Annotated in this window: 13 protein-coding genes; 9 read left to right on the forward strand and 4 right to left on the reverse strand. The window is 72.8% G+C overall.

The annotated features are described in order from the left end of the window. Positions 1-182 precede the first annotated feature (182 nt). The gene (locus ACFWWQ_RS23075; protein ID WP_384599167.1) at positions 183-818 is read right to left on the reverse strand and encodes a TetR/AcrR family transcriptional regulator; all 636 of its coding nucleotides are present in this window, start codon (positions 816-818) and stop codon (positions 183-185) included. Positions 819-946: 128 nt separating this feature from the next. On the opposite strand from ACFWWQ_RS23075, the gene ACFWWQ_RS23080 reads away from it, so the two are divergent. Continuing rightward, the gene (locus tag ACFWWQ_RS23080) at positions 947-1885 is read left to right on the forward strand and encodes an alpha/beta fold hydrolase (RefSeq protein ID WP_384599171.1); all 939 of its coding nucleotides are present in this window, start codon (positions 947-949) and stop codon (positions 1883-1885) included. A gap of 48 nt (positions 1886-1933) precedes the next feature. Here ACFWWQ_RS23080 and ACFWWQ_RS23085 read toward each other — a convergent pair whose 3' ends face one another. Next, on the reverse strand, positions 1934-2098 hold the full coding sequence (locus ACFWWQ_RS23085; protein WP_384599174.1) for a hypothetical protein: 165 nt from the start codon (positions 2096-2098) through the stop codon (positions 1934-1936). Between the two features lie 108 nt (positions 2099-2206). Between ACFWWQ_RS23085 and ACFWWQ_RS23090 the strand changes: the two genes are divergently transcribed. From ACFWWQ_RS23090 to ACFWWQ_RS23120, 7 genes are all read left to right on the forward strand, one after another. Continuing rightward, positions 2207-2929, forward strand: a complete 723-nt coding sequence (locus ACFWWQ_RS23090) for a helix-turn-helix transcriptional regulator (RefSeq protein WP_384599177.1) — start codon at positions 2207-2209, stop codon at positions 2927-2929. Between the two features lie 182 nt (positions 2930-3111). After that, a complete protein-coding gene (locus tag ACFWWQ_RS23095; protein WP_384599208.1) occupies positions 3112-3669 on the forward strand; it encodes a DoxX family protein in 558 nt (185 codons plus the stop codon). A gap of 253 nt (positions 3670-3922) precedes the next feature. Then, positions 3923-4291 (forward strand): hypothetical protein, encoded by a 369-nt coding sequence (locus tag ACFWWQ_RS23100; protein WP_384599180.1) that lies wholly within the window; start codon positions 3923-3925, stop codon positions 4289-4291. Positions 4292-4426: 135 nt separating this feature from the next. Then, on the forward strand, positions 4427-5605 hold the full coding sequence (locus ACFWWQ_RS23105) for a PLP-dependent cysteine synthase family protein (protein ID WP_384599183.1): 1179 nt from the start codon (positions 4427-4429) through the stop codon (positions 5603-5605). 50 nt (positions 5606-5655) lie between these two features. Next, positions 5656-6855: an MFS transporter gene (locus ACFWWQ_RS23110; RefSeq protein ID WP_384599211.1), complete on the forward strand. Its 1200-nt coding sequence runs from the start codon at positions 5656-5658 to the stop codon at positions 6853-6855. Between the two features lie 170 nt (positions 6856-7025). Next, complete coding sequence (locus ACFWWQ_RS23115; RefSeq protein ID WP_384599187.1) at positions 7026-7586, forward strand: hypothetical protein; 561 nt, start codon at positions 7026-7028, stop codon at positions 7584-7586. A gap of 106 nt (positions 7587-7692) precedes the next feature. Further along, positions 7693-9390: a multicopper oxidase family protein gene (locus ACFWWQ_RS23120; RefSeq protein WP_384599190.1), complete on the forward strand. Its 1698-nt coding sequence runs from the start codon at positions 7693-7695 to the stop codon at positions 9388-9390. A 178-nt stretch (positions 9391-9568) separates the two neighbouring features. Here the strand turns inward: ACFWWQ_RS23120 and ACFWWQ_RS23125 are convergent, their stop codons facing one another. Both ACFWWQ_RS23125 and ACFWWQ_RS23130 read right to left on the reverse strand, forming a co-directional pair. Then, the gene (locus tag ACFWWQ_RS23125) at positions 9569-10660 is read right to left on the reverse strand and encodes a 3-oxoacyl-ACP synthase III family protein (protein WP_384599193.1); all 1092 of its coding nucleotides are present in this window, start codon (positions 10658-10660) and stop codon (positions 9569-9571) included. A gap of 233 nt (positions 10661-10893) precedes the next feature. After that, positions 10894-11088, reverse strand: coding sequence for a hypothetical protein (locus ACFWWQ_RS23130; protein ID WP_384599196.1), 195 nt, complete (start codon positions 11086-11088; stop codon positions 10894-10896). A gap of 265 nt (positions 11089-11353) precedes the next feature. Between ACFWWQ_RS23130 and ACFWWQ_RS23135 the strand changes: the two genes are divergently transcribed. Then, complete coding sequence (locus ACFWWQ_RS23135; protein ID WP_384599199.1) at positions 11354-12301, forward strand: NAD-dependent epimerase/dehydratase family protein; 948 nt, start codon at positions 11354-11356, stop codon at positions 12299-12301. Positions 12302-12484: the final 183 nt, after the last annotated feature.

The raw sequence follows: 12484 nt of genomic DNA on the forward strand, positions 1-12484 counted from the left end.
TATTGTGGTGGCCTGCTTCTGTTTTTTTTCCGCCCCCGGCACCGCGGGGGGTTTCTATCCCCGACCCCCCCACCACTGTGGCGCCCCTGGTCTGTGCCGGGCCCCTTCTGCGTTGCCTGAATCCTCCAGGGCCGCGCACCATCCGCGCACCATCCGCGTGCCACAAGTGCCGCAACGGCACGTCAGGTTGGACCCTCTCCAGCCGCCGACGTCTCGACGGTCACGAAGATCCGGTCCAGGTGGTGATGGAGTACTTCGATGGCCGACTCCGGACTCCGCTGGCCCACGAGGATGCTGGTGCCCATGGTCGCCGTCATCGCGAGCAGGCTGATCGCCTCCGTGCGCGCGTCGACGCCGGGATCGGCCAGGCCCGATGCCTGGGCCTGTTCGAGCAAGCCTGTCAGGGCGTTCTCCGCGGCGTCGGGGTTGTCGAGGAAGGGCTGAGCAGCCAGCGCCTCATCGGTCACGGACAGGATCGAGTAGGAGCTGTAGAGGAGGTGGAAGGTGCGGCTCTCCTCGTCGATGGGGAGGGACGCCAGGAGGATCGCCTCGATGGTCGCGCGGGGTCCCGGGTCCGGGCCGACGGCAGCCAGGCGGGTGCCCACCCGTGCGGTGAAGCGATCGGTCAAGTGCTGGACCCCGTAGAAGAGCAGCTTCTCCTTGGTCTCGAAGTAGTACTGCACGAGCCGGAGTGACACTCCGGCCTCCGCGGCCACGTCGCGCATGCCGACGGCGTGCAGTCCTCGCCGCCCCGCGACCCGGATGAGCGCATCGGCGATCTGGGTACGCCGCTCCTCGTGATCTACGCGCTTCGGCATGTGCCGGTGTCTCCGCCCGTCGGTGGTGGGGTTCGCCGTCCGCTCTCTCCGGACGCCTTTATGGTACCACCGTATCATCATCATGGTACGGTCGTATGACGAAGAACGGATCTTCCCGGAGGTGCCCCGTGCCCGAGAACACGACCCGTGTGCGCCGCGACGTCGGCCGCTACGTCAACGACACCCTGCGCGACCGCTACTTCGCCGCCAGCGACGTCCTCTACGCGATGGGCGCACCCGTTCGTTCCGAGACGGACGTCGAGACGAGCTTCGGCACCACGCACGTCTACCGGTACGGTCCCACGGACCCCGCCGCCGAATCCCGCACGCCGGTCGTCCTGATCCACGGCGCGGGCTACTGCTCGGCGATGTGGTACCCCAACACCCCCGCGCTCAGCGGCGAACGGACCGTCTACGCGCTCGACACCCCCGGCGACGCCGGGCGCAGCGTCCACCGCGAGCCCATGTGGCAGCCCGAGCGTGCCGCCCAGTGGATGGACGAGGCCCTCGACGCGCTCGGCCTGGACCGGGTCCACCTCGTCGGCTCCTCATATGGCGGCTGGCTGGTGCTCAACCAGGCGCACCGCCGGCCCGGACGGCTCGCCTCGGTCACCGCCCTCGACCCCGGCGGCCTGGAGAAGGTGGGCCTGCGCTTCTTCGCCTGGGTCTTCGTGAGCCTCTTCGCCAGCTTCGCCCCCAAGGCGCTGCGCCCCCGCCTCGCCTCATGGCTGGAGCAGCCGGTCATCGCCGTTCCCGAGTTGCGGAAGTGGGTCCAGGTGGGCGCCCGGGCCTTCAGGATCCGCCGCCCCGCACCGCTGCCGCTGGCCGAGGACGCGCTGCACTCCATCCGGACCCCGCTCTACGTCATCATGGGCAAGCGCAGCCTTCTGGTACACCCGCAACGGCAGTTGGAGCGGGTGCCGCGCCTGATCCCCGGGGCCCGCGCCGAGATCATCGCCGCGACGGGCCACGGACCGCAGATCGACCATCCCGACGTGGTCAACGCCCGGATGCTGAGCTTCATGAAGGATGTCGACTCCCTCGACCCGGCCGCAGTCGACGCGTAGGGCCTGCGGCTGGCCGCCCTCGCCTTCAGCATGGAAGGCGTAACTCCCCTACCCAACGGTCGTCGGCCACCGGGCGGCCCCGTCGGCGGTACGGGTGCCTGCTTCGGCGGCGGGGCTGCGCATGCGGCTGGTGGCGCGTTCGGCGGCGGCCAGGTCGATACCCTCGGTTTCCTGGACGACACGGAGCGCGGCCGGAATAAACCAATAAGCCAATAAACCTTGGTCTTCTTCACGGGAGACATCAAGATACGCAGCACCGCGGCGCACCTACGGGAAACGCTCACCAGTTGCGCCCAGCGACGTACGCGTTAGCGTGAAGAGGTGACCTCCGGCACCACGTCGCAGACTCGCGCAGGTGACGCCGCGATCGAGTCGCTCAGCGTCCTCGGCGAGGAATCCCGGCGGCAGATGTTCGCGTTCATCCGGCGCCAGCACCGCCCCGTGACCCGGGACGAGGCCGCCGCCAGCGTGGGCATCTCGCGCAAGCTCGCCGCCTTCCACCTCGACAAGCTCGTGGACGCCGGTCTGCTGCACGCCCGCTACGGATCACCCGGCGGGATCCGGAGGGTGGGCCGCAAGCCCAAGGTCTACGAACCGGCCGACGGCCACCTCCAGGTCAGCATCCCGGACCGCCGTCACGAACTGCTGGCCGACCTCCTGCTGGAGGCCGTCCTGACCGAGGCCGACGGCGAATCCGCGGCCCACGCCGCCCTGCGCACAGCCGCTCGGCGCGGCCGGGAATGGGGCGAGCGGGAACGGGAGCAGACGCGCCCCGGCCGGCTCGGCGCGGAACGTGGACTGAGCGTCTGCGAGCGGATGCTCGACCGGCACGGCTTCGAACCGGTCCGCGAAACCCCCACCCAGCTCCGGCTGCTCAACTGCCCGTTCCAGCCCCTGGCGGCCCAGGCCCCCGAGCTGGTGTGCGGCATGAACCACGCCTTCATCACCGGATACCTCCAGGGCCTGGAGGTCGGCGGCGTCGAGGCGATCCTCGCCCCGCGCCCCGGAGAATGCTGCGTTCAGCTGGGCCCCACCAAGGAGTGATGCACGTTCCTCTTCACCACAGCTTCACCACAGCGACGTCGTCGAGCTGCCGACCGAGGACGTCACCGACGCCGCCCGGCGCCACCACCGAGCACGGCTGACAGGAACAGCGGCACGGCGCCGAGGTGGCCGTGGACGACGCCCACGGGGATCGGCCCGGCGTTCTTGACCGGAGCACTGACATGCCTCTCAACCGCACCGTGTACCGACCTTCGGCTACGGCAGCACCGGCGGCGCGGAACGCCTTCACGGCGAAAGCGCCCGCCGCCGACTGTGGACTTCTGCTGATCAGGCTGACCTTCGGACTGCTGATGGCCGGGCACGGTTCTCAGAAACTATTCGGTATTTTCGGTGGCCAGGGCCTGACACAAACCGGAAAGAATTTCGCCTCACTCGGCTACCAGCCCGGAAAACTCTTCGCCCTGATCGGAGGTCTTTCCGAATTCCTCGGCGGCCTCGGCCTGGCCCTCGGGCTGCTCACACCGCTCGCGGCCGCCGCCCTCATCGGCGTCATGATCAACGCCATGGTAAGCGTCACCGCGGCCAACGGCTTCTGGGAGACGGACGGCGGAGTGGAGTACAGCGTCTGCATCGCCGTGGTCGCCCTGGCCGTCGCCGCCATCGGCCCCGGAAAGCTGGCCGTGGACCGGTTCTTCCGCTGGGGCAGGGGCGGTTGGCCGGAGGCCGCGTTCGCCCTCGGCCTGGGCGGAATCGCCGCCGCGCTCTCCTTGGCGCTCTGAGCCTGCGCGCCCGCATCCGCGACGCACTGCGCCTGCGCGCCCACGTCCGCCACGGCGGAACCGGCGGTTCGGGCCATGGGCGTCGCGGACGGTCCGCAGCCGCGCAGCGGCGCCGCGCCCCCTTGCCCCCACCCGCCGGATACGGCGCCCACCCCGCCCCCTCTTGACGAATACTTTATGTAAGGGTTCCGGTACGTTGAGCGACATGTTCCGAGGGGGCTCATCCGTCGCGCGGGGGCCCGGGCGGTGGCCCGTGGCCGGGCTCTTCGTGGTGCTCGCCACCCTGGTTCATCTGCTCGGGTGCGCGCACGGACCGGCGCCGGAGGCGGTGGCTCGGGTGGATTCACTTGCCCTGTCCACCCGGTGGGCCGTGGAGGACGTGGCGCCCGCCGGCGATGCGGTGCACCGTTCCCCCGGCCCGGAGGAGGTGCACTGCCCGGGGGCGGACGCGCCCCAGCGGCTCCACCCCGAACAGTCCCTGACGTTTCCCGACGGCGCCCCGGCCGGGCCGGGCGCGCTGCCGTCCGTAGGGGCGCCGACGGGGCGGACGGTCCCGGTGGCCGCGGGTACGCGGGCGCTGCCGCCGTGGGAGCGGGCCGTGCTGGGAGTGTGGCGGATTTAGAAGGGGCCGCGTCGGCCGGGTCGTTCGGCGGGGGAGTCCCGCGCGTCCCGGGCGACGACGACGTGCAGGCCATCCTTCTCTCCGGCCGTGCGCGGCCGTGCGCCGCGCCGGTCGGCCGTCGAAAAGAGAGCGACGATGAACACCGTCAGCGCCATGACGTCCCCGTGCCCGCCCGCCGCCCTGCCGACCGTGTCCGCGCCGTCGGCGCGCACGCCCGCGGGGCTGGTCGGCAACACCCCGCTGATCTGGGTGGGCGAACCGTTCACCGGCCCGGGACGCGGATTCTGGGCCAAGCTGGAGGGCGCGAACCCCGGCGGGATCAAGGACCGTACCGCCCTGCACATGGTGGGCGAGGCCCGCCGCCGGGGCGAACTGCGCAGCGGGGCACCGATCGTGGAGTCCACCTCCGGCACCCTCGGTCTGGGGCTCGCCCTGGCCGGGATCACCTACGGGCACCCCGTACGGGTGGTGACCGACCCGGGCATGGAGCCCATGATGCGGGAGTTGCTGACCGCCTACGGGGCGGACGTCCACGTGGTGGCGGCGCCACATCCGGCCGGCGGCTGGCAGCAGGCCCGCCGGGAGCGGGTCGCCGAGCTGCTGGCCGACAGCCCGGGCGCATGGTGCCCGGATCAGTACCACAACCCCGACAACGTGGCCGCGTACCGCCCGCTCGCCCATGAACTCGTCGCCCAACTGGGCCGGATCGACGCGCTGGTGGTGAGCGTCGGCACCGGCGGCCACTCCGCGGGGGTCGGTTCCGTACTGCGGGAGTTCTTCCCGCGGCTGCGGATCGCCGGCGTGGACACCACCGGCTCCACGATCTTCGGGCAGCCCGCCGCGCCCCGGCTGATGCGCGGGCTGGGCAGCAGCATCCATCCGCGGAACGTCGCCTACGACCTCTTCGACGAGGTGCACTGGGTGGCCGCGCCCGAGGCGGTGTGGGCGGCGCGCCGACTGGCCCGCTGCCACTACACGACCGGTGGCTGGAGCGTCGGGGCGGTCGCCCTGACGGCGCGGTGGCTGGCCGCGACCATGCCCGCCGAGGCGCGGATCGCAGCGGTCTTCCCGGACGGTCCGCAGCGCTACACCGGCACCGTCTTCTCGGACGCGTACGGCCGTGAGCACGGGCTGCTGGGCACCGCGCCGCCGGACGCGCCGCAGGAGATCGCCGGCACCGGTGAGCGCATCGTCACCTCCTGGACCCGCTGCACCACCGTGACCGACCCGCTGGGCCGGGGCGCCGCACCCGTAGGGGCCGTCGCGCCCGTAGGGGCCGTCGCGGCGCCGCACGCCACGGTGGTGGCGCCGTGACGACGCTGTTCCGGACGATCCGGTCGTTCCCGCCGAGTGCCCAGCTGCTGATGGCCAATCAGTTCGCCATCAACCTCGCGTTCTACATGCTGATGCCCTACCTGGCCGCGCATCTCTCCGGCGAACTGGGGCTGGCCGCCTGGGCAGTGGGCCTGGTGCTGGGCGTGCGCAACCTCTCCCAGCAAGGCATGTTCCTCATCGGCGGCACCCTCGCCGACCGCTTCGGCTACAAGGTGCCGATCATGGCCGGATGTCTGCTGCGCACCGGCGGGTTCGCCCTGCTGGGCTGGGTGGACGCGCTGCCCGCGCTGGTCATCGCCTCGGCGGCGACCGGGTTCGCCGGGGCGCTGTTCAACCCGGCCGTCCGCGCGTATCTGGCGGCCGAGACCGGGGAGCGCCGGGTGGAGGGTTTCGCCGCCTTCAACGTCTGCTACCAGGGCGGCATGCTGCTGGGCCCGCTGGTCGGACTGGCGCTGCTGGCGGTGGATTTCCGGCTGGTGTGCACGGTGGCGGCCACGGTCTTCGCGGCGCTGACGGCGCTCCAGTGGCGGGCACTGCCGCAGCGCCGCGGTGACGACGGGACCGCGGACGCCGCCCCGGAGGGCGTGCTGCGGCAGTGGCGGCAGGTGGCGGCCAACCGCCCGTTCCTGCTGTTCTCGCTGGCCATGATCGGTTCGTACGTGCTGACCTTCCAGGTCTACCTGGCGCTGCCGCTGGCCGCCGACGCCGCCCTGGGTGCGGCGGGGACGAAGGCCACCAGCGGGCTCTTCGTCGTCTCCGCGGCGGTGGCGGTCTGCGGGCAGCTGCGGCTGACCGGCTGGGCCAGGAAACGGTGGAGCCCGCAGGGTGCGCTGGTGCGCGGGCTGGCGCTGATGGGCGCGGCGTTCCTGCCGCTGGCGTGCGCGGGCGACGCGGCCACGGCGGTACTCGCCGCGCTGGTGGTGGCGGTGGTGCTGCTGGCGGCGGCCGGTGCGGTGGTCTACCCGTTCGAGATGGAGACCGTCGTCTCGCTCTCCGGCAACCGCCTCGTCGCCACCCACTACGGCCTCTACAACACGGTGTCCGGGCTGGGCATCACCTTGGGGAACCTCGCCACCGGCACCCTCTGGGACTGGGCGGCCCGCCACCACGCCCTGTGGCTGACCTGGACCGCCCTGACCGCGACGGGCCTCGGCTGCGCCGCCGCCGTCGCGGCCCTGGCCCGCACGGGGCGGCTCGGGGCGGTGGAGCGGCGGGCGGTGACGGTCTGACCCTGGCGGTGTCCTGCGGCGGGCCGGGCCGGGGGCCTGGCCCGCCCCGCCCCGCCGTCCCAGGCCACCGGCGGTACCCGCCCCGCGCCGCGCCCCGTTACGCCGCGCAGATACCCCCTCCCGGTACGATCCGGGGGCGACGGGACGGCAGACGTACGGGAGGGTGCGAAGTGGCCGGGCAGCGGAGAGGCACCGCCCTGTGGGGCCGGCTGCTGCTCTTCGCCGCGCTGCTGTTCGGCATCGTCGCCATGCACAGCCTCGGCCACTGCGCCGAGCACCCCGCGTCCCCCGCCGCCGATACCTCCGCCGGTACCTCCGCCGGTACCTCCGCCGGTACCTCCGCCGGTACCTCCGCCGGGGCCGCCTCGGCGCACCATGGCGGCGAGCCGGAGCCGGGGGGCATGCCCCTCGCCCGCGAGCCCAAGGACAGGGCCATGGTCATGACCATCGGCATGACCATGGGCAGGGGTCCGGCCTCCGGGGCCACGGTGCGGGACGACGGCTCCGCGCCCCGTGCCCACGCGCCCCTCCCTCTCGGCGGGACGGACCCGGCGGGCGTCTGTCTGGCCGTGCTCGGCGCGGTCTCGCTGATGGCGCTCGGCGCGGCCCTCGCGCGCCGGGCGGCCGACGGGCCGGTGGGGGCGCTCGCCCGGCTGCCGCACGCCCTGCGGCCGATCCCGCCGCCCCCGCACGGCATACTCCTCGCCCGTACCTCGGTGCTGCGCCTGTAGGAGCGCGCCCCGCCGCCCCGGGCCCTGTCGTCACGACGGGCCCCAGGGACAGGCGCGCGTGCCCGCTCCCCCTTCCTCAGCACACCGATACGAGGTGCATTCCCGCATGCGTACACCCACCCGCCGTACCGCGCTCGGCACCGGCATCGCCCTTGCCGGAGGCGGCCTGCTCGCCGCCTGTTCCGGCTCCGGTCCGGGCCACTCGGGCCATGGCGGCTCCGGCGCCGGGGCCCGCGACTACGTCTCCCCGGACGGCAAGGAGGTCGCCGCCGCCGAGGCCGCGCGCAAGCCCGGCGCCGTCCGCAAGGTGAAGCTCACCGCCACCCCGTCCACCCTGGACCTGGGCGGCCGTACGGTCCGCAGCTGGTCGTACGGCGAGGAACTGCCCGGCAAGGAGGTCCGGGTGACGGCGGGCGACACCCTCGACGTCGCCCTCGCCAACCACCTCCCGCAGTCCACCTCCGTCCACTGGCACGGCCTGGCCCTCCGCAACGACATGGACGGCACGCCCGGCCTCTCCCAAGCGCCGGTCAAGGCGGGCGCGTCGTTCACGTACCGCTTCGCCGTCGCGCACCCCGGTACGTACTGGTTCCACCCGCACTCGGGCGCCCAGCAGGACCGCGGGCTCTACGCCCCGCTGATCGTCGAGGATCCCAAGGAGCCGCTGCCATACGACAAGGAGTGGGTCGTCGTCCTCGACGACTGGGTCGACGGCGTGGACGGCAGCACGCCCGACACGGTCCTCGCAGAACTGCGCAAGGGCATGGGCGACATGGACATGGACCACGGCGGCACGGACCACGGCGGCACGGACCACGGCGGCACGGACCACGGCGGGATGGACCACGGCGGCACGGACATGGAGCACGAGGGCATGGACATGGGTCTGGGCCGCTCCGGCGGCGTGGGCCGCGTGACCACCGCGTCGCTGGCCACCGGCGCCGCCGCGCGGAAGGGCCCCGGCGGTTCGTCCGGCCCGTCCCGGATGCTGATGGGCGCGACGAGCGACCTGCTCGGCGGCGACGCCGGTGACGTCGCGTACCCGTACTACCTGGTCAACGGGCGTACCGCGGACGATCCGCAGACGTTCCGCGCCGAGCCCGGCGACCGGGTCCGCATCCGTTTCCTCAACGCCGGGGGCGACACCGCCTTCCGCGTCGCCCTCGGCGGCCACCGGATGACCGTCACCCACACCGACGGCTTCCCCGTCACCCACGCCGAGACGGACGCGCTGCTGCTGGGCATGGGCGAGCGGTACGACGTGCTCGTCACCGTCAAGGACGGCGTCTTCCCGCTCACCGCGCTCGCCGAGGGCAAGAAGCACACGGCGCGGGCGCTGCTGCGGTCCGGTGGGGGCGCGGCGCCGAAGGCGTCGGCGCGCCCGAAGGAGCTGGACGGCAAGCTGCTCCGGGCGGACCAGCTGAAGGTCGACGCGGCGGTCCGCCTCAAGCCCGGCACGCCGGACCGGACGATCCAGCTGAGGCTGACCGGTTCGATGGACAGGTACGACTGGGCCATCAACGGCAAGCGCTACGACCCGGCGCAGCGCTACCCCGTCCGCGCGGGCGAACGCGTCCGGCTGTCCTTCGTCAACAACACCACGATGTGGCACCCGATGCACCTGCACGGGCACACCTTCGCCCTCGGCTCCGGAGGGCCCCGTAAGGACACCGCGATCGTGCTGCCCGGCCGCACCGTCCACGCCGACTTCGACGCCGACAACCCCGGCCTGTGGATGCTCCACTGCCACAACGTGTACCACGCGGAGTCGGGGATGATGACGGTGGTGGGTTACGTGAAGTAACTCTCCCTGGAGTAACTCTTCCTGAAGTAACTCTTCCTGAAGTAACCCTTCTTGAAAGAGAGTTGCCCCCTTGGCGACGTGGGCGGGCCGGGTTCGTCCGGCCCCGGCCCGCCCGCGCGTCCGCCGGGGGGCGCCACCGGCCACGGTCGGCCCCCCGGGGTGAACCGGCGGGCGCGGCTCACCAGTTGACGAGCACGATCCCCGCACTCGCGCCGCTGGCCAGGCCGAAGAGCGCCACCTGCGACCCCAGGTGCAACCGGCCCAGTTCGCGGGCGCGGACGAGCTGGAGGGGGAGGGTTGCGGCGGCGACGTTCCCCGTGCGGGCGAAGGTCGGGACGATCAGGTCCTCCGGGACGTCCATCCACTCGCAGAAGGTGCCGACGAAGGGCACGGACGGCTGGTGCACGCAGACCAGATCGAACTCCTTGAGGTCCCGGCCCTGCTCCTTCAGCCACTGCTCGGCCGGGGCCCGCATGCTCTGGAAGGAGCCGAGCAGCCGCTCGGAGTCGATGTGCAGGCCGAGCGGCTCGTCCCGGACCTGGTACGGGTTGAAGAGGGTCGCGGCCGGCCAGCCCTGGGAGTTGGCGAGGAACGTACCGGCCACCACACCGGGCTCGTCGGACGCCTCCAGCAGCACGGCGGCACCGATGTCGCCGCCGGACAGCGCGCCGACCCCGGTGCGCACCTCGGCGGGGCTCGACAGCTGCCAGCGGCTGAAGCGGGAGCACACCTCGCCGCAGGCGATGAGGACCCGGCGGTAGTTCCCGGCACGGATGAACGCGTCGGCGGTCTCGATCGCGTTCAGGACGCTGTTGCAGGCGTTGGTGACATCGAAGGCGGGGCAGGTCAGGCCCGTCTTGGCCGCCACGATGTGGGCGTTGGCCGGTTCCTGGACGTCGGCGCCGACCGCGGCGAACAGCAGCAGGTCGATATCGTCCGGAGCGACGCCCGCCTGCGCCAGCGCCTTGTCCACGGCGTGGGCCGCGAGGTCGGACGCCCGCTCGTCATCGGCGGCGACCAGCCGCTCCTCCAGCCCGTACAGCCTGCGCAGCAGCCCGGACGGAACGCGGATACCCGGGCTGTTCGCGCGGAGCCGGTCCTCGATCTCCTCCGCGGTCTCCCGCTTCTCCGGCAGGTGGACGGCCACCTCGGAGATACGGCTGTGGCGGCCGGTGGCCCTGCCGCTCCGCGACAGGAGGGGGTCCGCCGCGCCCTCAAGGGCGTCGCCCGCTCCGGCTATCGGACCCGTCACGCTGTTCGCTGCCGTCATCACACCGTCTCTCCTCTTACTGGCCGCGGCCCGTACGCCACGTGCCACCGTGGGGGGAGAACGAGCCGGACCGGCGGAGGTACCGCCCTCGCGACCCCTGTACGACCCCTACTCGACCCCTAGGTGCATGCCGCCAACTCCCCCTACACGAAGGGTCCTTGCGGGTTTTCGGCCGCCCGTCCCGGTGAGGGCGGACCGGCCATGAGGACCCGCTCGCCCGGACCGCCCTCACCTCACTGCCGCGGCAACCGCAACGCCCCGGCCATCGCCCGGGCGACGGGGCGGGGGCCGGGGAGGCCGAGGAGGGCCCGCTTGAGGGGGTCGCCCCACCGGTAGGGCAGGCAGGCGTCGAGGACCGCGCCGACGCGGGCGTCCCGGCCCACCACGTAACGGGCCGCCGGGCGCGGGGCGGCGAGGGCGCGGTGCACGGCGGCGGCGGGCTCCCCGACGGGCTCAGCAGAGATAACTCCTCACGCCCGTACGGCCCTTCGGGAGACCCATAGACGCCCCCTAGACCGCCCCTACCAGCGGCGGGCGAGCACCCCGGGAGCCCTGGCCCGACGGGGCTTCCGGGGCGGATGAGGTGACCGGTACGGCCGGGGTGGCCGAATAAGCCTGCCGCTGAAGGCCGTTGCGGATTTCCCTCTTCCCTGTCGGAGTCCACCGGGCACCCCCGCGCGTTACTGTGCCCGCGTGAGCATTCATGTCGTCATTGGGTACGGGCCCGCCGGGGCGGCCACTGCGCGGTTGCTCGTCGAGAAGGGCCATGCGGTACGGGTCGTCACCAGGACAGGCCGGAGTCCGGAGGACGGAATCGAGCACGTCGCGTGTGACGCGGCCGACGCCGAGCGGCTGAAGGAGGCCGTGCGGGGCGCCGAGGTGATCCACCAGTGTGCCGCGCCGCCCTATCAGCGCTGGGGGCGTGACTGGCCGGGTCTCGCTTCGTCGGTCTGTGCGGCGGCCGAGGACAGCGGCGCGGTCCTCGTCATGCTGGGGAATCTCTACGGGTACGGGCCGGCCGACGGGCCGCTGACCGAGGATCTTCCGCTGGCGGCGATGGGCGTCAAGGGGCGGGTGCGTGCCGCCGGTTGGGAGCAGGCGAAGAAGCTGCACGACGCCGGGCGGATCCGGGCGGTCGAGGTGCGGGCCTCGGACTTCTTCGGGCCGGGGGTGACCGACGGCGGGCATCTGGCCGGGCGGGTGCTGCCCCGGCTGCTGGCCGCCAAGGCGGTCTCGGCGCTCGGCGATCCGGACGCGGAGCACAGCTGGAGCTACGTCCCCGATGTGGCGCGGGCGATGGTCGAGGTGGCGGGCGAGGAACGGGCCCTGGGCCGGGCCTGGCACGTGCCGACGTCGACCGCGCGCTCGGCCCGGGAGATGGTGGAGCGGCTGACCGGGCACGCCGGGACCGAGCCGGTCGAGGTGCGGAAGGTGTCGCCGTTCGCGCTGGCCATCGGGGGTCTGTTCTCCCCGGTGCTCCGCGAGCTGAAGGAGGTCCGGCACCAGTTCGACCGTGGTTTCGTCATGGACGCGAGCGCCTACGAGGCGGAGTTCACGGTCCGGCCCACGCCCATCGACGAGCAGGTCGGGGCGACGGTCGACTGGTGGCGCGGCCGCCTGGAGCGGGCCACGGGGAAGTGATCTCGGGGGCGCCCCGGAAATTGGATCGGGGGCGCCCCGGAGATTGGATCGGGGGCGCCCCCGAGGAGCAGGTCAGGGGGGCCCGGCCGGACGGCGCGCGCCCCCCCCCCCCGCGGGCTTTTAAAAAAAAAACAACCCACCCGACATACAAATAGCTAGGGTTGGGGGGGGGGGGGTGGGTTT

Origin of the sequence: Streptomyces sp. NPDC059080 (assembly GCF_042739975.1) — a bacterium.
In the GTDB taxonomy this organism is placed as follows: domain Bacteria; phylum Actinomycetota; class Actinomycetes; order Streptomycetales; family Streptomycetaceae; genus Streptomyces; species Streptomyces benahoarensis.